The sequence below is a fragment of the Microbacterium yannicii genome (assembly GCF_024055635.1).
Taxonomy (GTDB): Bacteria; Actinomycetota; Actinomycetes; order Actinomycetales; family Microbacteriaceae; genus Microbacterium; species Microbacterium yannicii.
Genome location: NZ_JAMXMB010000010.1, coordinates 106,148 through 126,202, shown reverse-complemented (window position 1 = coordinate 126,202; position 20,055 = coordinate 106,148). Strand labels below are relative to the sequence as shown.

Below are 20,055 nucleotides of genomic sequence, written 5' to 3'. Positions count from 1 at the left end.
CCCACGCAGGGCTCGCAGGTAGGCTCGCGGGATGGCGTCCTTCTCTTTCGGCGCGGGGAATGCTCGAAAGCTCGCGACGGTCCCGCTGTATGCCGCAGGACGCATCTTCACGCTCCTCGTGCCGCGCAGCCACGACGAATGGGTCTTCGGCTGCGCGGTCGGCATCGGCGACGGGGCGCTCGCGCTGTGGAATGTCGCAGCCGCCCACGGTCGGACCGCGGTGTGGCTGGTGGACTCCGAGCGGGAGGCGATGGATGCCGCGGCCCGCGGAATCCGCACCGTCCGGAAGCGTTCGCTCCCGGGGCTCTGGCGCACGGCCCGTGCGCGGGTGGTCGTGGTCACGCACGGCTTCGGCGATGTGAACCGCTACGTCGTCTCGGGGTCGGTGGTCGTGCAGCTGTGGCACGGCATCCCGCTGAAGCGCATCGGACTGGACTCGCCCGAGACGCTGCGGGTTCCTGCGGCGATCGCGTCGACTCCGGCCGCCCGCCCCGTGCGCGCGCTGCTGCGGACGATGTACCGGGGCGCCGCGCGACGGATCCGGGTGCTGCCCGCAGCGTCGCACCTGGTGCGCGGTCGCCTGGAGTCGGCCTTCGGCCTGCGCGACACGAGCGTGCCGGTGACGGGCGAGCCCCGCGTCGACGTGCTGTCGCGCGGTACGGCGGCCGGGCGCCGCGCCGAGGCGTGCGCGGCGATCTCCCGGGCTCTGCCGGACGCGCCGCCGGACGCACGCTTCGTGCTCTACGCGCCGACCTGGCGGGACGGCGCACCCGACCCGGCCGTGCCGACAGCTGCCGAATGGACGCGGCTCGTCGACGTGCTGACGCGCCACGACGCCGTGCTGCTCGTGCGCTCGCACCCCCTGGGTGCCGGCGACTATCGGCCGCCGAGCCCGACCGATCGTGTGCAGCCCCTCGGCAGCGACGCGGTGCAGGACGTCACCCCGCTGCTGCCGGCGCTCGACGCCCTCGTGACGGACTACTCGTCGCTCGCCTTCGACGCGTCCCTCGTGCCGCTTCCCACGCTGTTCCTCGCCCCCGACGTCGAGGAGTACGCGCGGCGGCGCGGCTTCTACGGGACGTATGCCGACGTCGCCGGCGACGACTGGGCCGCGGACTGGACGAAGGCGGCCGCGCAGCTGGATGCCCTGCTGAGCGACGCCGGCGTGCACGCCGCCCGGGTCGACCGCGCCGCCGCGCTCAGCGCCCGCGTGCACGCGTTCCGGGACGGACGCAATGCGGAAAGGGTGTACCGTGCGATTCTGGCCGCAACGGCCGAGACACCTGCTTCCCGCCGCAGTGCTGCGGTGAGCCGCGCCTCGCGGCGCGGAGAACTGGACGACGCCCGCCCGAGGGAAGGAACCGGATGACAGAGGCGAGCTTCACGACCGACGGCGTGCCTGCGCTCGTGCTCGGGGGCGAAGGCGAGCGCCCGTCGTCCGTCGAGATCGTCGGCGCCCGCGCGCGCGTCGTCGCCCGGGTGACGGGGCGTGGCAGGACGTGGAAGGCGACGCTGCCGTTACGCGCCGCGCGATGGGGCGGTGCTGAGCTGCCACTGCCGTCGGGGTCGTACGAGGTGCGGGTCGCGGACGCCGAAGGACGCGGCATCCGTCCGCCCGAGGCGCTCCCCGTCACGCAGCTCGGGACTCTGCGCGCGACGCTGGAGGGCTGGACGCTGCGCATCGGTCCGCCCATCGACCCCGCGTACGACTCCGGCGAAGGGCAGGATGCCCTCGAACGGCGGTACGCCACGCGCCCGGCGTCCGGGTTCGAGAACGCGGTGTTCTTCGAGAGCTTCTACGGGCGCAACGCCAGCTGCAATCCTCTCGCGATCGATCGCGAGCTCGCCCGTCGCGCGCCGCACGTGACGCGGTACTGGAGCGTCGTCGACCTCTCGGTCGCGGTGCCGGAGGGTGCCATCCCCGTTGTGGAGGGGAGCCCCGAGTGGTGGCGCGCCCGCGGCGCGGCCCGGCTGCTTGTGGTCAACGACTGGCTCCGCCGTCGATTCGCGCGTCGCAAGGGACAGGTGGTGCTGCAGACGTGGCACGGCACCCCGCTCAAACGGCTCGCGCTGCATCGACCCGGATTCGACCCGCGGCGGATGGCCGCCGTGGTCCGCGAATCGCGGCGCTGGAACGTCCTGCTCGCCCAGAATCCGTATGCCGCCCGCATCCTCGGCAAGGCCTACGCCTTCCTCACGCGGCCGGTCTGGGTCGAGGGCTATCCGCGCAACGACGTGCTCACCCACGGTGACGGCGCCTCCACCCGAGCAGCGCTGGGCATCCGTCCCGAGGAACGGGTCGTGCTGTACGCGCCCACCTGGCGCGACGACCGCGACCAGATCGTGGACTTCGTGGACCCGGTGGCGCTCGCCGCGGCAACGGATGCCGTCGTGCTCGTCCGCGGTCATTCGCGCACCCTGCTGCCGGGGCGCGACGCGCAGGGCCCCCGCGTCATCGATGTGACGGGCTTCCCCGACACCTCGCTGCTGCTGCTCGTCGCAGACGCCCTCGTCACCGACTACTCGTCGGTGATGTTCGACTTCTCGGTGACCGGCAAGCCGATGTACTTCCTGGTGCCCGACATGGAGCACTACCGCGGGGAGCTGCGGGGGTTCTACTTCGACCTCGCCGCCCATGCGCCGGGACCGATGGTGCGCACGCAGGACGAACTGGTCGCCGCTCTCGCCGCCGACGACGCGGACGCCTACGCCGACCGGTACGCGCGGTGGCGCGAGAAGTTCAATGCCCGGGACGACGGGCATGCCGCGGAGCGGGTCGTCACGCGGATCCTGGACCAGGGGTTCATCGAGGTCTGACAGACGCGGGCCGACGTCACGGCAGCGGCGTGTTGCGGCTGCCCAGCCGTGACGTGTCGACAGTGTCGTGGGCGCCGCCCATCACGCCCAGCAGGAATCCCGAGCCCCAGGCGAGGTGCATCGAGGGCAGCACTGCCGCGGTCCACAGCTTGTCGCGCCAGCCACGGCCGCCCCCCGGACCGGCGGCGACGCCGACGATGAGGACCGCGTAGGCGAGCACCGGGAGATACACGACGGATGCCACGAGCGACCACCATCCCTGCAGCACGCCTGTCAGCTGCAGCACGGCGATCACGAGCCCCAGCAGGATCGTGAGGACGAGTGCGGGCGGGGCGAAGAAGCGCAGGGAGTTGCCACGCCCGAACCGGCGCACCAGCTCGCCGCGCCAGCGTCCGGTGGCCGAGAACTGGCGCACCAGACGTGTCCAGCTCTCCCGGGGCCAGTACGTGACCGCCAACGTCGGATCGAACCAGACGCGGTATCCGGCGCGACGGATGCGGAGATTCAGCTCCCAGTCCTCGCCGCGGCGGATGGTCTCGTCGAACAGCCCCACCTCGTCGAGCACGGCGCGGCGCATGACGCCGAGATAGGCCGACTCCGCCTCGCCCTCCTGCGTGCCGCCGTGATAGGCGCCGCCGCCGAGGCCGATGGGGGAGTTGTAGGCGCGAGCGACAGCCCGCTGGAAGGGCGTGCGTCCGTCCGCGCGCATCACGCCCCCGACGTTCGCCGCACGTACGCGCTCGAGGGTGGCGAGGGCGCTGCGTGCGTAGCTGGGGTCGAGCTCCGAATGCGCGTCGACACGCACCACGGTCGGGTATCGGCCCGCGCCGATGGCGAGATTGAGGCCGATCGGGATGTCGGCGGCCGGGTTGTCGATCAGGACGATGCGCTCGTCCTCCCGGGCGAGTTCGCGGGCGAGCTCGCTCGTGCCGTCGGTGGACGGGCCGAGCGCCAGGATCAGCTCGGTGGGACCGGGAACGTCCTGCGCCAGCACGGTCTCGACCGCACGGCGCAGGTAGCCGCGCTCGTTGAGCACCGGCATCACGAAGCTCACGCCGGCAGCGGGCGAAGGGACCGGAGCGTCCCTGCGCCCGTGTTGCTCGACATGCACGCGTCCGATCATGTCACGGGTGCCGCTGGGTAGGCTGGACAGGTGGGTCTCGTCTCGGATGGAAAGAAGGCGGTCGCGCTCGTCCGCAAGGCCGTGCGCAATCGCTCCGCCGTCATCGACGTCCGGCGTACGCTCGCGGCCAGGCCGCAGCATCCGCCGTTCCACTACCGGGTCGCCGTGTACTTCGCCGACGGCGCGGTCAACATGTACCAGATGAGGCAGTGGTACAAGCCGCTCGCTGCACTGGCGAAGACCTGGCCCGTGGTGGTGCTCAGTCGCGCCGCGACCGGCGCCGAGTCGCTGCTCGTCGACGCTGCGCTGCCCATCGCCTTCGTGCCGACGGTGCGCGACCTCGAGCGCTTCATCGCCACCCAGGACATCCGCGTCGTCCTGTACGTGAACCAGAACACGCGCAACTTTCAGATGTTCCGTTACGGGCGCCGCTGGCACGTGTTCATCAACCACGGCGAGTCCGACAAGATGTACATGACCACCAACCAGTACAAGGCCTACGACTACGCGATGATCGCGGGCGACGCGGCCCGCGAGCGGCTGTCGCGCGTGCTGTGGGACTACGACATCGACCGGCGCACGATCCAGATCGGCCGCCCGCAGGCCGACCACTACTCGGGCACCCTGCCGTACACGCCTGATGAGCGCACTGTCGTGCTCTACGCACCCACGTGGGAGGGCGATCGCCCCTCGGCGCACTACGGCTCCATCGCGACGCACGGTGAGGCCCTGGTCGCCGCCCTCCTCGCGACCGGACGCCACCGGGTCATCTACCGCCCCCACCCGCGCTCGGGCGTCGTCGACCACGAGTACGGTGCCGCGAACAAGCGGATCGTCGCGGCGCTCGCCGCAGCGAACGCCGCGGATCCCGGCGCTCATCACTTCTTCGACGACGGACCCGAACTCGGGTGGCAGCTGTCCGCCGCCGACGTGGCGATCGTCGACATCTCGGCGATGGTCTACGACCGGCTCGCGGCCGACAAGCCGCTTCTGATCACCCGGCCCGCGGATCCGGCCGCGGCGATCGACATGCACGGCTACCTGTCGGCGTGCGAATGGCTGGATGCGGCCGCCGCCCCCGACGTCGTCGCCCAGACCGAGCGGGTGCTCGGCGACCCCGACGCGGTCGCGCGCCTCGAGCAGTGGGTGACCCGGTACTTCGGCGACACCACGCCCGGCGCCGCGACGGCGCGATTCCATGCGGCGCTGCAGGGTCTCATGGACGACTGGGAGTCCTGGTACGCCCGTTCGGTCGACGACGACGATGACGAGTCCGACGACGAGGCAGAACTCGACGACGAGGGCTGAGCGCGGGATCGCGGCAGCGAGCGACGTGCGGGTCAGGCGACGGGCGCCGGGCGCTCGACGAGACGCGAGATCGCTCGCAGGGGGATGGTGACCCAGGTGGGGCGGTTGCGTGCCTCGTAGATGGCCTCGTAGACGGCCTTGTCGAGTTCCAGTGCCGCCAGCAGTGGATGCCGGGGGTCCAGGCTGATGCCGGAGGCCTGTGCGTATCCCTCGATGAACGCCGCGCGGGCGTCGAGGGCCCAGACCCGGACGGCGTCGGCGGAGCGGTCCGGATGGTCCAGGCGCAGTGATCCTGCCACGTAGTCGAAGGAGCGGAGCATTCCCGCGACGTCGCGGAGCGCGAAGTCCGGCTGGGTCCGTTCGGCCATCGGGCGGAGCGGTTCGCCTTCGAAGTCGACCACGATCCAGCCGCGGTCCGGGGAGTGGAGCACCTGCCCGAGGTGGTAGTCGCCGTGGATCCGCTGCAGCGGAGGCCACGGCACTTCCACAGCGCGGCGGTACACGGCGGATACCGCATCCCGCTGGGCGGCGATCTCCGGCACTTCCGCCACGGCGATCGCGAATCTCCGCTCCCACGTCGCTGCGGCGGCGTCACGGTCTGCGGCCGTCGCCGTACGGGTGGGGAAGCACTGCGACAGCGCGACGTGCACGCGGGCCGTCACCGCGCCGAGGGCGGCCGCCGCGTCGCGGAAGTCCTCGCCGCGCGCGGCGGCCAGGAGGGCCACGCGCCACGCGTCGTCGACATCCGGGAGGTACTCCTGTGCGAAGGCGAGCGACCCGCGGACGCTGCCGTGCGCAGTGGCGAGATCGGGCCAGGTTCCTTCGATCCACCCGATCGGGCGGGGCACATGTGTCGAGCCGGCTCTCGACAGCGCCTCCTGCAGCTCGATGTCGGGGTTGAGCCCCGGATGCAGCTGCCGGTAGACCTTGCAGATCACCGGCGTGCCGGCGCCCTCGAAGATGAGGGAGGTATTGGACTGCTCGCCGCTGATGACGCGGGATGTAGCCTCGAGAGGCCCACCGGCGGATGCCACGGCCCGGCCGACGGCCGTCGTCTGCGGTCCGCGCGCCGTGCCGCCGCGCGCGACGAGCCGCAGCAGCGCGGCTGCGTACGCGGGGTCGTAGGGACCGTCGATGAACGTGGTGCCCGGCACGGGGCTGCCGATCGTGTGGACGGGGTCCGCGGTGACCGTCTCCGTCGCCCGCTCGACCACGGGGATCTGGTACAGCACCGCCGGCAGAGCGCCCTCATCGGCGACCAGGAACGTGCGGATGCGCACGCTGCTGTCCGCCTCCGCAGGTCCGTCGGGATCGATCGTGAGGTCCCACCAGGCCACCAGACGCAGGCTGGGCGCGCGGCCCTTCGCGGCGTACCACCGCTGCCGCGGCATCCACGCCGCGAGGCACGCCAGGGTGCTGTCCATACCTGTGAGCGTATGCCCGCGGCGGTGGGCGTGTCGAGGCGGGTGAAAGCGCTTGCAGCAGCCAGGCGTCCGTGTCAGTCGGTCGACTCCGGCTCCGCGGGGGACGGGACCTCCACGACAGGAGCGACGGGGATGACGATGCCCTCGACAACGCCGCCCGCGGACGCCGTCAGTCCGAGCGTCCCGACTCCCAGCCCGCCGACATCCACCGGTGGGGCATCGCCGAGCCGCTCGGCATCCGACTCGGGGCGTGCAGGCTCGGACGGCAGACCCGCCCACTCGTTCGGTTCCTCCGGAAGCTGGCTGAACAGACCCATACCCCCATTCTCGCCCCGCGCCACTGCGGGCGGCTCACATCGCGAATCTCCAGAGGTACTGCTCGCCGTCCTCGGGCCGGAGCCAGGCGATCGTCACGATGGCCGAGCCGGGGTCGGCCTCGCAGAGGCACAGCTCCGCCGTGTCGCCCGGAGGCATGAGTCCCCAGTGCTCCGTCGTCGATGAGGCGCCCGCGTCGACGAAGACGCGGACGACATCGAGCGCGAACCGGCTGTCATTCGTGATGAGCGGATGCCGGCCGTAGATCTCTTCGACGCGCCACGGAACCCGGTAGGCGTGTGGCGGCGGGGGCTCTTCGGAATCGAGGGCGCGCAGCATGACCGCCAAGGTAGGAGCCGGTCCCGACGGGCAGGCAGCGGTTTCCCCGGGTCGAGAGACCCGTTGTGGAGAACCCCGGAAGTCGCCGTTCCGACAGGGACGGGGGAGGAGCCTCAGCCGAGACCGGCGGGGGACGCGTCGTCGGGAGCCCCCAGGATGTCGTCGCTGGCCGGGGGCGCCTCGATCTCACGCCGCCTGCGGCGCACGACGCCGCCAACAGCCGCCGTCGTGCGTGTCACACCGCCGACCACCGCTTCACCGGCACGACGGATGCCGCGCCCGGCGAGTCTCTCGACGCGATCCGCGCCGGGCCGCGGCTCGAGGTCCGCCGGCAGCGTGTCCGGCGGGATGCCAAATGCGCGCCGGGAGCCGACGAGCACGCGGCGTCCGAGGATGTTGTTGCCGGCGCCGCCGATCACCGCGCCCACCCCGAACGGCAGCGCCTTGCCGATCCACGACGCACCGCCGCGGGCGGCGAACTGCCGGATGAAGGTGCTCTTGAGGCGGTCCACGAGGGGGCCGACTGCGGCACGCGGCAGCGACTTGGTGATGAGTTCGCCCCAGTAGCCGGAACGGCTCGGGCCGCGTCCGGCCGCCTGGCCGGCGAGTTGAGCGACGAGGTCGACGCCCTCCTTGCCGAGCATCAGGGTCAGCACGAGGGCCCGTGCGCGGTCGGGATCCGACACCGGGATCCCGTGCACCTCGGTGACGGACTGCGCGAACAAGGTCGTCGCTTCGAGGAAGGCCACCGTCTCGACGCCGCTGAGGGCGAGCGTCACTCCCGTGCCGATGCCGGGCACCACGGCCGTGGCGCCCACCGCCGCGCCGCCCGTCGTGACCGCAGCGAGATAGCGGCGCTCGAGGATGCGGACGATATCGGACGGGGAGGCGTCCGGATGACGCAGGCGGATGCTCCGCAGGTGCGCGAGCACGACCGGCCGCTGAATCGAGAGCACGCGGTCGAGCGCACGGATCGTGAACGGGTGCTCGTCCGAGCCCGTCGGTGGCAGGCCTCCCTGCCACGCCGAGTCGCCGGGCAGCGAGTGGATGCGGTGAACCTTCTCGGTCATCGCGCCGAGTCTATGCGCCCGGGCACGCGCCTCGGCCGGGCTTGACAGACCAGCGCGCGCCGGTCAGACGTACAGGTTCGCGCGCTCGAGGTCTTCCGCGAAGTCGACCTCGACGGCGTACAGGTCCGAGATGTCGAGCGGCTGGAGCAGCACGCCGTCTTCGGCGATCGCGAGCTCGAGGCCGCGCTCGAAGTAGTCCTGATCGTCGACGCGGGTCAGGTGGCGGACGAACGCCTTCTTGTCGCCGCTCGAGATGTAGTTGATGCCCACGGCTTCGCCGATGCCGCCCTTGACCGTCTTCGAGAGCGCCTTGATGAAGCCCTCCGGCGTGACCGTGTACTTGACCTCTTCGTCGCTCACCTTGGAGGTGTTGACGGTGACGAAGGACTGGTCGCGCTCGATGAGCGCGATCGCGCGGCCGAGCACGCGGGGGTCGAAGACGACGTCGCCGTTCATCCAGAGCACGCCGCCTTTGCCGGTCTTGGTGAGCGCGCGCAGCAGGCTCTTCGACGTGTTGGTCTGGTCGTAGCGGTCGTTGTAGACGTAGTCGACGTGCGGGAACGCCTCGACGACCGTCTCTGCGCGGTACCCGACAACGGTGGTGATCTTGGCGTCCCTGCCGAAGGCGGCACGGATGTTGTCGTGCTGCTGCTGCATGATGCTGCGGCCGTCGCTCAGCTCGGTGAGCGGCTTGGGGAGGCTGCGGCCGAGGCGCGAGCCCATTCCGGCTGCGAGGATGACGGTCTGAAGGGTCAAAATCTTCTCCTGAAGTGCGTGATTCACTGCCGGTTCACCGGCGCGACACCCCTTCGTGCCGGGTCCATGCTATCGATGACCCCTGGGAAGGCGCAGAATGATGGGCGCCCGTTGCCGATTCGTGACATAACGCGAATGCTGCGACGCGGCGACACGAAGTCTCCCGGGATCAGGCCCGCTTGATACGTTGGTTCAGTGACAGCCTCCCTCCCGGTGCCGAATGACATCGATCCGGAAGAGCCGGACGGTCACTCCGGTGCGCGCGTCGTGCGCCTCGCGAACACGGTACCCCCGGCTCCGGACAAGCCCCGCCGCCCGCCGCGGAAACCGCGGTCCGACAAGGGTGGGGCACGTGCCCCGCGCGGCGCCCGGAAGGATGCGCCGCAACCCGACCCCGGTCCGCCTCCGCCGCTCCCGAGCGACCTCGAGATCGCGGCGAGTGCGGCCGCGAGCATCATCGTGCCGCCCCGGCCGCCGCTCCCGCCGACGCCGGGGGACGATGCGCCTCTTGCCGATTCCGCCGTCAAGGTCGATGCTGAGCCCGTGGTCGAGTCCGCGCCCGTGGCCGAGCCCGCGGCGGCGGTCGAGCCCGCGCCTGAGGCCGTCGACGATGCTGAGCCCGCTGCCTCCGCTCCCGCCGATCTGCCGCCCGCGCCCGCCACCCCCTCGACGCCCGCGCTCGCCACCGTCGCCCCGCCCGCGCCGCCGAAGGTCGCGCCGCCGCCGGTGCCACCGGTGCCCGCCGCTCCCGCACCTGCGAGCGAGCCGGACGGCCTGCCCGCCTCGACCGCGGGAAGCACTCCCGCCGCACCGCCCGAGAGCGCGTCGGCCGACGAGGAGGCCGCGGCTGCGGCATCCGTTCTCTCTGCGATGCCTCCGCTCGCGGCACCCGCGGGCGACGCACTCGTGCTCCGCGGTGTCACCAAGCGGTTCGGGAGCACCCACGCCGTCGACGGCATCGACCTCACCGTCCCGACGGGCACGTTCTACGGACTGGTGGGCCCGAACGGGGCAGGGAAGACCACGACGCTGTCGATGATCGCCGGCCTGCTCGAACCGGATCGCGGCACCATTCACATCGGGGGAGTGGATGCCGCGGCCAAGCCGCTCGCCGCCAAGAAGCTGATGGGCGTGCTGCCGGATCGGCTCCGCACCTTCGATCGCCTGACCGGCCGCCAGCTGCTCTACTACTACGGCGTGCTGAGGAAGCTCCCTCCTGCCGTCGTCGAGAGCCGCACCGCCGACCTGGCGCGCGCGTTCGACCTCGAAGACGCCCTCGGTCGGAGTGTGTCCGACTACTCGGCCGGCATGCTCAAGAAGGTGATGCTGGCGGGGGCGCTGATCCACTCGCCGCGTCTGCTCGTCTTGGACGAGCCGTTCGAGGCCGTCGATCCGGTCTCGAGCTCGATCATCCTCGACATCCTCTCCGCCTACGTCGCGCACGGCGGCACGGTGATCCTCTCGAGTCACGGCATGGAGCTCGTCGAGCGGGTCTGCACCCGCGTGGCCGTCATCGTCGCCGGACAGGTGCTGGCCGAAGGCACCGTCGCCGAGGTGCGGGGCGAGCTGACGCTGGAGCAGCGCTTCGTCGAACTGGCCGGTGGCCTCAGCGACGTGGAGGGTCTCGAGTGGCTGCACACGTTCTCCGACTGAGGATCGCGCTGCTGTTCGGCGCGCTCCGCGGAGACGCGGCGCACGTCGTCCGCGTCGTCGGCGCGCTGCTCCTTCTCCTCGCCGCCACGGGCGCAGCGTGCTGGGGTCTGCTGACGATGCGGGATGCCGCCACCGAAGAGGTGCTCGCCGTCACCGTCCTCGGTGGCTCGGCGGTGACCCTGGGCTTCGCGCTCGCGCCCCTCTTCGGCGCGGTGGACGACCCGCTGGACCCACGGCGGTTCGCCCTGTTCGGCCTGCCGCGCGGCGGGCTTGCGCTCGTGCTCGCCGTCGCCGGACTGATCAGCGTGCCCATCCTCGTGCTGCTGGCCGTCGCGGTGTGCGCCGCGATCGTGTGGGCCGACCACGGCGTCCCGGTCGGCGTCGGGATCGTCAGCGTCGTGCTGGGCGTCCTGACGTGCACGCTGCTGGCCCGCGTGTGCACGGCGCTGGCGTCGCTGTTCCTGAGGGAGCGACGCTCGCGGGAGCTGTCCGGCGTGTTCGTGCTCGTGGTGCTCGTGGTCGTGGTGCCGGTCGGCGTGTTCCTGGCGTCGCTCGAATGGGAGGGCTCCGTGCCCCCACAGCTGCTCGAGGCGGTGGATGCGCTGGCGCTGACGCCTGTCGGCGCCGCGTGGGCGCTTCCGGGCGTCGTGGCCGTCGGGGGCGACGCCTGGCTGCCCGCCCTGGTCGCGGTGGGAACCATCGTCGTGCTCGCTCTGCTGTGGGCCTGGGCGGTCCGCCGGCTGGTCACGACGACGGAACGGCCCACCACCGGCCGCGCGCGCGGCGGTCTGGGCTGGTTCGGGGTGGCTCCGGGCACCCCCGGCGGCGCGGTGGCAGCGCGCAGCCTCGTGTACTGGTTCGGTGATCGGCGCTATGTCGTCAACGGCCTCGTGATCCCTTTCGCGGCTGCCATCACGGTGGTGCCGCTGCTCGTCGCGGGCGTCCCGCCCGAGCTGGTCGCGCTCGTGCCCGTGCCGTTCGCCGCGCTGTTCCTCGGCTGGCTGCCGCACGACGATCTCGCCTACGACTCCACCGCGGTGTGGATGCACATCGCGAGCGGCATGCGCGGCGTCTCCGACCGCGTCGGCCGCCTGGTGCCCGTGCTCCTCGTCGGTGTACCGCTGCTGGCGGTGGCCATCCCGGTCGCCACCCTGCTGCATGGGCGTTGGGCGGTGCTGCCGGCCCTCACCGGGGTGTGCGCGGCGCTGTTCCTGTCGGGCCTGGGCCTGTCGAGCATCTCGTCGGCGGTCGCCCCGTACGCCGTGTCGCGCCCCGGCGAGAGCCCTTTCCAGCAGCCGCAGCGCACGACCGCCGTCGGCGCGGTCGCGCAGGGAGCGGTCATGCTGGGGGCGCTCGTCCTGTCGGCGCCGGTGCTGTGGTGCGGCTGGCTCGCGCTCCAGGGAGACACGGATGCCGCGGACATGGCGCTGTGGGGAGGGCTCGCCATCGGACTCGGTGTGCTCGCCGTCGGCATCGCGATCGGATCGATCGCGTTCGAGCGTCGCGGCGGGCGTCTGATGGAGTTCGCCGAGTCGACCTGACCTCGTCCGGACCGACCCGACGGCGTCGAGCCCCGACTACACTGGCAGACCATGAGCACCCCGCTGGACAGCCCCGACCAGGGCGGCATCGCGACCCTCGATCGCGAGCTCGAAGAGCTCCTCAAAGAAGAGAACATCGAGCCGGGTGACCACGAGCGCTTCTCGCATTACGTGAAGAAGGACAAGATCCTCGAGTCCGCGATCACGGGTAAGCCGGTGCGAGCGCTGTGTGGCAAGAAGTGGACGCCCGGCCGCGATCCCGAGAAGTTCCCGGTCTGCCCGACCTGCAAAGAGATCTACGAGTCGCTCGGCGCCTGAGGCGCGGACGAGCGAGCGCCCGTCCGGTCACTCCGCGTCCGCGTAGACCGTCGGGATGGCCGGGTCCGACCGGCTGAGGGCGAGAGCGCGCACCGGAAGCTCTTCTCGCACGCGGGTGTGATGCGCCCGCGCGGCTTCCACGCCCGCCGGGCCTTCGAACGCGGCATCCGGTTCCCCGTCGGTCACCAGCGGCACCTGCAGCGGACGCGCGCCCGGGTGCGACGCGCCGGTGTCGAGGGCCTCGAAGCCGTCCGACACGACGACGAGCTCGCTCGTCGCGGTTCCTTCGTCGAGCGTGCGGAACGCGGCCTTGCGGCCGCCCTTGGACGCTTTGTCGGTCGAGGCCTTCGCCACGCCCACCCACCCGCCCTGGTCGTCCTGACGGGCGACGAGCTTGTAGACCATGCCCGCCGTCGGCGTGCCCGACCCGGTGACCACCGAGGTTCCGACACCGTACGAGTCGACGGGGGATGCCGCGAGCGCCGCGATCGCATATTCGTCGAGGTCGCTCGTCACGGTGATCCGGGTGCCGCTCGCCCCGAGCGCGTCGAGCTGCGCGCGCACCTCGGCCGCCACGGTGGGAAGGTCGCCGGAGTCGATCCGGACCCCGCCGAGCTCTGTGCCCGCGATCCGCACGGCGGTCTCCACACCGCGGTGGATGTCGTAGGTGTCCACGAGAAGCGTGGTGCCCGTCCCGAGCGCGTCGATCTGCGCGCGGAAGGCGTCCTCCTCGGTGTCGTGCAGGAGGGTCCACGAGTGCGCGGCGGTGCCCATCGTGGGGATGCCCCAGAGCCGGCCGGCCTCCAGATTCGAGGTCGCGGCGAAGCCGGCGATGTAGGCCGCGCGCGCGGCCGCCACGGCCGAACCCTCCGCCGCCCGCCGGGAGCCCATCTCGGCGAGGGGCCGGTCACCGGCGGCGACGCTCATGCGCGCGGCAGCCGTGGCGATGGCCGAGTCGTGGTTGAGCACGCTCAGCGCGAGCGTCTCGAGCACGACGGCCTCGGCGAAGGTGCCCTCGACCGTGAGGATGGGCGAGCCGGGGAAGTAGAGCTCGCCCTCGCGGTACCCGGTGATCGATCCGGTGAAGCGGTAGCCCTCGAGGAAGTCGAGGGTCGAGGCATCCACCACCTTCTCGTCGCGCAGGAACTGCAGCACTTCGTCGTCGAAGCGGAAATCCCGGATCAGTGAGAGCAGCCGGCCGGTGCCGGCCACCACGCCGAACCGTCGCCCCGCCGACAGCCGCCGGCCGAACAGCTCGAAGACGCAGCGGCGCTCGGCGGTGCCGTCGCGCAGGGCCGCATCGACCATCGTGAGCTCGTAGCGGTCGGTCAGCAGGGCGGTCGAGGCGCCCCCTCGCGAAGCGTGCCCAAGGGTCATGCGGGCCAGCCTAGTGAGCGGCTGGCGTAGGCTGGGGCATCGTGAACGACGCGCCGATCGGAATCTTCGACTCCGGAGTCGGCGGTCTCACCGTCGCACGCGCCGTCTCGGCGCTGCTGCCGCAGGAGTCGATCCTCTACATCGGCGACACGGCACGTTCCCCCTACGGGCCGAAGCCGATCGCGGATGTGCGCCGCTACGCGCTCGAGGTGCTCGACGACCTGGTGGATCAGGGCGTGAAGATGCTCGTCATCGCCTGCAACACCGCGTCGGCCGCCATGCTCCGCGACGCGCGCGAGCGCTACGACGTGCCGGTCGTCGAGGTGATCAACCCCGCGGTGCGCACCGCCATGTCGACGACCCGCAACGGCCGCGTGGGTGTCATCGGCACCGCCGGCACGATCTCGTCGGGGGCGTACCAGGACATGCTCGGCGTCAACGCCGAGCTGACGGTCTTCGCGCAGGCCTGCCCGCGCTTCGTGGAGTTCGTCGAGGCCGGCGTCACCGGCTCACCCGAGGTGCTCGCCGTCGCCGAGGAATACCTCGCACCCCTCCGCCACGCCGGGGTCGACACGCTGGTGCTCGGCTGCACGCACTATCCGTTCCTCGAGGGTGCCATCAGCTATGTGATGGGACCCGAGGTGAGCCTCGTGTCGAGCGACACCGAGACCGCGAAGGACGTCTACCGCCAACTGGTCTCCCGCGATCTGCTTGCAGGCCCGGATGCCGAGCCCCAGCATCTCTACGAAGCCACCGGCGCGTCGGCCGATGAGTTCCTGCGCCTCGCCCACCGGCTCATGGGCCGCGAGGTCAGCGCCGTGCGGCTCGTGCAGACCGGCGCCATCGACCTGCCCACCCGCCTGGGCTGAGGCATCCGTGTCCCACAATCCCCCCACCATGTCCAGAACTCCGCGGTTCCCGGCTTCGGGAAGCGATCGGATCCGGGACATGCGCACCGTCAGAGGAGAGAAATGACCGACATCACCCGTGCCGACGGTCGCACCGTCGACCAGCTGCGTCCCGTCACGATCGAGCGAGGCTGGTCGAGTCAGGCCGAAGGCTCGGCGCTCATCTCGTTCGGCGACACCAAGGTGCTGTGCACGGCGTCGTTCACGAACGGCGTGCCGCGCTGGCTGAGCGGCAAGGGCAAGGGCTGGATCACGGCCGAGTACGCCATGCTGCCCCGCGCCACGAACGAGCGCAACGATCGCGAGAGCGTCAAGGGCAGGATCGGCGGCCGCACCCACGAGATCTCCCGCCTGATCGGGCGCGCCCTCCGCGCCGTGGTCGACACGAAGGCGCTCGGTGAGAACACGATCGTCATCGACTGCGACGTGCTCCAGGCCGACGGCGGCACCCGTACGGCCGCGATCACCGGCGCGTACGTCGCCCTGGCCGACGCGATCGAGTGGGGCCGGCGCAAGAAGTTCATCGGACAGAAGGCGAACGTGCTCTTCGACTCGGTGTCGGCCGTGTCCGTCGGCATCATCGACGGCGAGCCGATGCTCGATCTGGCCTACGTCGAGGACGTCCGCGCCGAGACCGACATGAACATCGTGGTCACCGGCCGTGGCCTGTTCGTCGAGGTGCAGGGCACGGCGGAGGGCGCACCGTTCGACAAGCGCGAACTGGATGCGCTCCTCGAGCTCGGCGTCAACGGCTGCGCCGACCTGCGCACGCACCAGCTCGCCGCTCTCGGTGAGGGAGCCGGCGAGGGCGCAGCGTGACGGCACATCCGGACGACATGGCGGAGGCGATCGCCGAAGCGGAGGCGCAGACGGCGGTCGCCGGCTCCGACGTCGGGGGTCCCGTGAACCAGATCGTCCTCGCCACCCACAACCGTCACAAGGTCGAGGAGTTCCAGGCGATCGTTGCGGCCACGCGGCCCGACCTCGTCGTCGTCGCCTACCACGGCCCCGAACCCGTCGAGGACGGCGTCACCTTCGCCGAGAACGCGCTGATCAAGGCACGCGCCGCGGCTCAGCACACCGGTCTGCCGGCGCTCGCCGACGACTCCGGCATCTGCGTGGACGTGCTCGGCGGCGCCCCCGGCGTGTTCTCCGCCTACTGGGCTGGGCACGCGAAGGATGCCGCGGCCAACCTGAACCTGCTGCTCGACCAGCTCTCCGACATCCGGGACCCGCACCGCACGGCGCAGTTCGTCTCGACGATCGCGTTCGTGGTGCCCGGCGAGGCGTCGCGGGAGGGCGTCGTCGAGGGCGTGTGGCCCGGCCGCCTCGCCAGCGCGGCCGCGGGCGAGGGCGGCTTCGGCTACGACCCGATCTTCATCCCGGACGGCCAGCAGGCGGATGCCGAGCGGACGGTCGGCGAGTGGACGGCACTCGAGAAGAACGCGGCATCCCACCGCGCCCGCGCGTTCGAGGCGCTCGCCCCGCTGCTCGCGGAGCTCTGAGCGGCGCGGACGTGCGCTGCGACTGAGAATCACGATCATTCCCGACTAGGCCGAACGGCGGCGCGCGACTGCAGCCGGGCTTAGCCTGGGCGCATGCACGATCACGCGCCGACCGGGATCCGCGGGGCGGGCAACCGTCGCCTGCTCGCGATCTCGCTCGCGATCACCTCGACGGTGATGGTGGTGCAGGTGGTCGGCGCAGCGCTGTCGGGATCCCTGGCGCTCTTCGCGGACGCGGCCCATATGTTCACCGACGCGGCGGCCCTCGTGATCGCCCTCGTCGCCAGCACGGTGGCCGCGCGGCCGGCCAACGACCGCCGCACGTTCGGCTATCAGCGCGCGGAGGTGTTCGGCGCCCTCGTCAACGGGGTCATCCTTCTCGTGCTGTCGGCCTGGGTGGCGTACGAGGCGGTGCTCCGCCTGCTGAATCCGGGCGAGGGTGAGATCGCGGGTGGCCTCATGCTCGTGGTCGCCGTCGTCGGACTGGTGGCGAACGCCGTCGCGATGTGGCTGCTCAGTGCGGCGCAGCGGCACAGCATCAACGTGCGGGGCGCGTATCTCGAGGTGCTCGGCGACCTGATCGGCTCGGCCGCCGTGATCATCGCGGCTGTCGTCGTCCTCACCACAGGGTGGGATCAGGCGGACGCGATCGCGTCGCTGCTCATCGCGGCCATGATCGTTCCCCGCGCCATCCGGCTGCTCGGCGAGGTCGTGTCGGTGCTCGCCGAGTCGGCGCCGAAGGGCACCCACGTCACAGAGATCCGCGACCACATCCTCGCCACCCCGGGCGTCGTGGACGTGCACGACGTCCACGTCTGGCAGCTGACCCGCGGCGCACCGGTGTTCACCGCCCATGTCGTGGTCGACGACGCCGCGCTCGGAGACGGCCGGGCCGCCGGCATCCTGAGTGGTCTGCAGAGCTGCCTGTCGCAGCACTTCGACGTCGAGCACTCCACCTTCCAGCTCGAGCCCGCCGGTCACGTCGAGCACGACGCGCACGCCTGAGCGCAGCTGGTCAGTCCGCGGGGCGGGTCAGTCCTCCCGGCGCACCTCGTCCGGCCTCTTGTCGGGGCGCAGGCCGCGCCAGCGCGGATGGCGCATGATGCCGGCGGGCGTGAACTCGCCGTACTCGACCTCGCCCACGAGCTCCGGGCGCACCCACAGCGCGTCGCGTGCGTCCAGGGGTGGCACGCCGACCAGTGGATTGGCGTCGGTGCGCAGCGGCAGCAGCTTCTTCATGAGCGTGGCGAGGGTCGAGTCGCTGAAGCCCGATCCGACGCGCCCCGCGTAACGAAGACCCGCTTCGTCGGGGATGCCGAGCAGCAAGGATCCGAAGGTGTTGCTGCGGCCGCCCTTGCCTGGGCGGATGCCGGCGATCACGACCTCCTGCGTGCGGGTGATCTTCACCTTCAGCCACGCCTCGGACCGGCCTCCGCGCACGTACCGCGAACCCGGATCCTTGACGACGATCCCCTCGAGCCTCAGCTGGACGCTCGTGTCGAGCGCCGCGTCCACGTCGTCGAACACCGGGGGAACCGCGATCGCGTCGACGGTTGCGGTCGTCACCGCTTCGAGGACATCGCGCCGCTCTCGCAGCGGAAGGTCGGCAAGATCGTCTCCGTCGTGCGACAACACATCGAAGAGGTAGTAGTGCACTGGCGTCCGCCGGACTTCGCGGGCGATGTCGCCCGCGCGCTCGAGGTTCATGCGGGTCTGCAGCAGCGGGAAGCTCGGCCGCCCGTCGGGCTCGAGCGCGACCAGCTCGCCATCGAGCACTGCGGGTTCGTCGCCGAGGCCGGCGTCGACCGCCGTCAGCTCGGGATAGCGATGGGTCACCTCGTTGCCGCTGCGTGCGAAGAGACGCAGCCGATGGCCGTCCCACACGCCGACGGCGCGGATGCCGTCCCACTTCATCTCGACCCATGCGGGCTCACCCCACCGCTCCGACGCGGCGCGTGCGGCGGCGGGGGTGGCGGTCGTCGACAGCATCGGGCGCAGCTCCTCGGCCTGGGGGAGCGGCCGCGACGAACCGGCCGCGGAGTCAGCCTCGGCGGGTTCAGGCGTTCCCCCGGCAGCAGGAGGGTCCGCAGCGCGCCGCTGGGGGCGCTCCTCGTCGGCCTGCGGCGTGGCTTCGACGACGATGCCGTCCGGCTGCGGCCGGCCCTCGGCATCCGTCTTCATCCGGTGCAGCAGCCAGCTCGACTTCTCGCCCTCGCCCTCGGTGCGGATGAGCGCGAGGCGCACGCGTCCCAGCGGTCCGCCCGGGCGCCCCTCGAGGGTCGCGATGATCTCGTCGTCGCGCCACTTCTCGAGGTCGTACCGGCCGTCGTCCCAGATCGTCACGGTGCCGCCGCCGTACTCGCCCGCCGGGATCGTGCCTTCGAAGGTGCCGTACTCCATCGGGTGGTCCTCGGTCATGACGGCGAGGTTGTTCCGCTTGTAGGAGTGCGGGACGCCTCGGGGGACCGCCCAGCTCACGAGCACGCCGTCATGCTCGAGCCGGAAGTCCCAGTGCAGCCGGCTCGCGTGGTGCTCCTGGATCACGAAGCGCGGCCGCTCGCCTGACGGGGTCGCGCCGAGCGGGTTGGCCGGAACGGGCTCGGGGGTGCGCTGCGCGCTGCGCTTGGAGATGTAGGCCGACAGCGGACCGGACTCCGCTTCGCGTCCGCCGGCGTGGAAGCCGAGTGCCGCCATCGGGTCGCCGATCGTCTCCATTCGCTCGAGGACCTCCGTGAATGTGAGGTGGCGCAGGTGCGGATCGTCGAGCTCGTCCCACCCGCGGGGTGCGGCGACGGTGGGGTGTGCGCGACCGCGCAACGAGTACGGGGCGATCGTCGTCTTCGACCCGTTGTTCTGGCTCCAGTCGATGAGCACCTTGCCGTGGCGCTCGCTCTTCTTCATGCTGCTGACGACGAGGTCGCGGTGGTCGGCCTCGATCGCCCGGGCGAGCTCGTTCGCGAGCGCGGACGCCTGCTCGGTCGACTGGCCGTGCGGCAGCGCGGTGTAGAGATGGATGCCCTTGCTGCCGCTCGTCACCGGGTACGGCTCCAGCCCCATGCCGAGAAGGATGTCGCGAGCCCAGCCCGCGACGACCGCGCACTCCTGCAGGCCGACGCCGGGACCGGGATCCAGGTCGAGCACGAGGCGGTCGGCCGGCCCCCGACCGCCGTCCGGTGCGAAGCGCCACTGCGGCACGTGGAGCTCCAGGCTGGCGACCTGCGCCAGGTAGACGAGCGTGGGGATGTCGCCGACCAGCGGATACTCTTTGGTCCCGGTCGAGTGGGGGATCGGCATCCGTCTCACCCAGGAGGGCGCGCCGCGCTCGAGGTCCTTCGCGAAGAAGACCATGCCGGGATCCTTCTCCGTGCCCACCCCGTCGGGCCATCGCTTGCGCGTCACGGGACGACCGATCACATGGGGGATCAGCACCTCGCCGATGCGCGAGTAGTAGTCGATGACCTCGCCCTTGGTGGTGCCGGTCTCGGGATAGAGCACCTTGTCGAGGTTGGTGATCCGCAGGCGTCGACCGCCGATGCGCACCAGCTGCTCGTCGCCCGCCATGCGGACAGAGTATCGGCGACGGGCACAAGGGGTGGCCCGG

Annotated in this window: 18 protein-coding genes; 10 read left to right on the top strand and 8 right to left on the bottom strand. The window is 71.5% G+C overall.

The features are described from left to right. Positions 1 to 31: 31 nt before the first annotated feature. Entirely contained in the window at positions 32 to 1,369 is a 1,338-nt protein-coding gene (locus NCG93_RS05460; protein WP_194415059.1) for a CDP-glycerol glycerophosphotransferase family protein, read from the top strand. Continuing rightward, a complete protein-coding gene (locus tag NCG93_RS05455; protein ID WP_194415060.1) occupies positions 1,366 to 2,817 on the top strand; it encodes a CDP-glycerol glycerophosphotransferase family protein in 1,452 nt (483 codons plus the stop codon). Before NCG93_RS05460 ends, NCG93_RS05455 begins: the two co-directional genes overlap by 4 nt. A 16-nt stretch (positions 2,818 to 2,833) precedes the next feature. Here the strand turns inward: NCG93_RS05455 and NCG93_RS05450 are convergent, their stop codons facing one another. Then, positions 2,834 to 3,871: a glycosyltransferase family 2 protein gene (locus NCG93_RS05450; RefSeq protein ID WP_252787457.1), complete on the bottom strand. Its 1,038-nt coding sequence runs from the start codon at positions 3,869 to 3,871 to the stop codon at positions 2,834 to 2,836. 99 nt (positions 3,872 to 3,970) lie between these two features. On the opposite strand from NCG93_RS05450, the gene NCG93_RS05445 reads away from it, so the two are divergent. After that, complete coding sequence (locus NCG93_RS05445) at positions 3,971 to 5,248, top strand: CDP-glycerol glycerophosphotransferase family protein (protein WP_194415062.1); 1,278 nt, start codon at positions 3,971 to 3,973, stop codon at positions 5,246 to 5,248. A gap of 32 nt (positions 5,249 to 5,280) precedes the next feature. Here the strand turns inward: NCG93_RS05445 and NCG93_RS05440 are convergent, their stop codons facing one another. From NCG93_RS05440 to NCG93_RS05420, 5 genes are all read right to left on the bottom strand, one after another. Further along, positions 5,281 to 6,672 carry a maltokinase N-terminal cap-like domain-containing protein gene (locus NCG93_RS05440; protein ID WP_194415063.1) on the bottom strand — a complete coding sequence of 464 codons (1,392 nt, stop codon included), beginning with the start codon at positions 6,670 to 6,672 and terminating at the stop codon, positions 5,281 to 5,283. A gap of 74 nt (positions 6,673 to 6,746) precedes the next feature. After that, positions 6,747 to 6,989, bottom strand: coding sequence for a hypothetical protein (locus tag NCG93_RS05435; protein WP_194415064.1), 243 nt, complete (start codon positions 6,987 to 6,989; stop codon positions 6,747 to 6,749). A 34-nt stretch (positions 6,990 to 7,023) separates the two neighbouring features. Beyond that, on the bottom strand, positions 7,024 to 7,326 hold the full coding sequence (locus NCG93_RS05430) for a hypothetical protein (RefSeq protein WP_194415065.1): 303 nt from the start codon (positions 7,324 to 7,326) through the stop codon (positions 7,024 to 7,026). A gap of 113 nt (positions 7,327 to 7,439) precedes the next feature. Further along, positions 7,440 to 8,396 (bottom strand): hypothetical protein, encoded by a 957-nt coding sequence (locus NCG93_RS05425; RefSeq protein WP_194415066.1) that lies wholly within the window; start codon positions 8,394 to 8,396, stop codon positions 7,440 to 7,442. A gap of 63 nt (positions 8,397 to 8,459) precedes the next feature. After that, positions 8,460 to 9,152: a phosphocholine cytidylyltransferase family protein gene (locus NCG93_RS05420; RefSeq protein ID WP_194415067.1), complete on the bottom strand. Its 693-nt coding sequence runs from the start codon at positions 9,150 to 9,152 to the stop codon at positions 8,460 to 8,462. Positions 9,153 to 9,347: 195 nt separating this feature from the next. On the opposite strand from NCG93_RS05420, the gene NCG93_RS20305 reads away from it, so the two are divergent. From NCG93_RS20305 to NCG93_RS05405, 3 genes are read left to right on the top strand one after another with little or no spacing between them, the layout of a single operon-like run. After that, positions 9,348 to 10,805 carry an ABC transporter ATP-binding protein gene (locus tag NCG93_RS20305; RefSeq protein WP_252787456.1) on the top strand — a complete coding sequence of 486 codons (1,458 nt, stop codon included), beginning with the start codon at positions 9,348 to 9,350 and terminating at the stop codon, positions 10,803 to 10,805. Continuing rightward, a complete protein-coding gene (locus NCG93_RS05410) occupies positions 10,781 to 12,346 on the top strand; it encodes a hypothetical protein (protein ID WP_194415068.1) in 1,566 nt (521 codons plus the stop codon). Before NCG93_RS20305 ends, NCG93_RS05410 begins: the two co-directional genes overlap by 25 nt. A gap of 51 nt (positions 12,347 to 12,397) precedes the next feature. Then, positions 12,398 to 12,664 carry a DUF3039 domain-containing protein gene (locus tag NCG93_RS05405; protein ID WP_163617487.1) on the top strand — a complete coding sequence of 89 codons (267 nt, stop codon included), beginning with the start codon at positions 12,398 to 12,400 and terminating at the stop codon, positions 12,662 to 12,664. Positions 12,665 to 12,691: 27 nt separating this feature from the next. Here NCG93_RS05405 and NCG93_RS05400 read toward each other — a convergent pair whose 3' ends face one another. Then, positions 12,692 to 14,041, bottom strand: coding sequence for a nicotinate phosphoribosyltransferase (locus tag NCG93_RS05400; RefSeq protein ID WP_194415069.1), 1,350 nt, complete (start codon positions 14,039 to 14,041; stop codon positions 12,692 to 12,694). A 41-nt stretch (positions 14,042 to 14,082) separates the two neighbouring features. On the opposite strand from NCG93_RS05400, the gene murI reads away from it, so the two are divergent. The 4 genes from murI to NCG93_RS05380 all read left to right on the top strand — a co-directional run bounded on the left by murI (position 14,083) and on the right by NCG93_RS05380 (position 17,459). Continuing rightward, positions 14,083 to 14,910, top strand: coding sequence for a glutamate racemase (murI, locus tag NCG93_RS05395; RefSeq protein ID WP_194415070.1), 828 nt, complete (start codon positions 14,083 to 14,085; stop codon positions 14,908 to 14,910). Positions 14,911 to 15,012: 102 nt separating this feature from the next. Continuing rightward, complete coding sequence (gene rph, locus NCG93_RS05390; protein WP_194415071.1) at positions 15,013 to 15,768, top strand: ribonuclease PH; 756 nt, start codon at positions 15,013 to 15,015, stop codon at positions 15,766 to 15,768. An 83-nt stretch (positions 15,769 to 15,851) separates the two neighbouring features. Further along, positions 15,852 to 16,454, top strand: coding sequence for an RdgB/HAM1 family non-canonical purine NTP pyrophosphatase (gene rdgB, locus NCG93_RS05385; protein WP_252787462.1), 603 nt, complete (start codon positions 15,852 to 15,854; stop codon positions 16,452 to 16,454). A 93-nt stretch (positions 16,455 to 16,547) separates the two neighbouring features. Then, positions 16,548 to 17,459: a cation diffusion facilitator family transporter gene (locus NCG93_RS05380; protein ID WP_194415072.1), complete on the top strand. Its 912-nt coding sequence runs from the start codon at positions 16,548 to 16,550 to the stop codon at positions 17,457 to 17,459. 27 nt (positions 17,460 to 17,486) lie between these two features. Here NCG93_RS05380 and NCG93_RS05375 read toward each other — a convergent pair whose 3' ends face one another. Next, entirely contained in the window at positions 17,487 to 20,015 is a 2,529-nt protein-coding gene (locus NCG93_RS05375; protein ID WP_194415073.1) for an ATP-dependent DNA ligase, read from the bottom strand. Positions 20,016 to 20,055 lie beyond the last annotated feature (40 nt).

Coding starts and splice junctions, on each gene's coding strand:
- NCG93_RS05460 (WP_194415059.1), top strand. CDS start 32: ATGGCGTCCTTCTCTTTCGGCGCGGGGAATGCTCGAAAGCTCGCGACG.
- NCG93_RS05455 (WP_194415060.1), top strand. CDS start 1,366: ATGACAGAGGCGAGCTTCACGACCGACGGCGTGCCTGCGCTCGTGCTC.
- NCG93_RS05440 (WP_194415063.1), bottom strand. CDS start 6,672: ATGGACAGCACCCTGGCGTGCCTCGCGGCGTGGATGCCGCGGCAGCGG.
- NCG93_RS05435 (WP_194415064.1), bottom strand. CDS start 6,989: ATGGGTCTGTTCAGCCAGCTTCCGGAGGAACCGAACGAGTGGGCGGGT.
- NCG93_RS05430 (WP_194415065.1), bottom strand. CDS start 7,326: ATGCTGCGCGCCCTCGATTCCGAAGAGCCCCCGCCGCCACACGCCTAC.
- NCG93_RS05425 (WP_194415066.1), bottom strand. CDS start 8,396: ATGACCGAGAAGGTTCACCGCATCCACTCGCTGCCCGGCGACTCGGCG.
- NCG93_RS05405 (WP_163617487.1), top strand. CDS start 12,398: ATGAGCACCCCGCTGGACAGCCCCGACCAGGGCGGCATCGCGACCCTC.
- NCG93_RS05400 (WP_194415069.1), bottom strand. CDS start 14,041: ATGACCCTTGGGCACGCTTCGCGAGGGGGCGCCTCGACCGCCCTGCTG.
- rph (WP_194415071.1), top strand. CDS start 15,013: ATGACCGACATCACCCGTGCCGACGGTCGCACCGTCGACCAGCTGCGT.
- NCG93_RS05380 (WP_194415072.1), top strand. CDS start 16,548: ATGCACGATCACGCGCCGACCGGGATCCGCGGGGCGGGCAACCGTCGC.
- NCG93_RS05375 (WP_194415073.1), bottom strand. CDS start 20,015: ATGGCGGGCGACGAGCAGCTGGTGCGCATCGGCGGTCGACGCCTGCGG.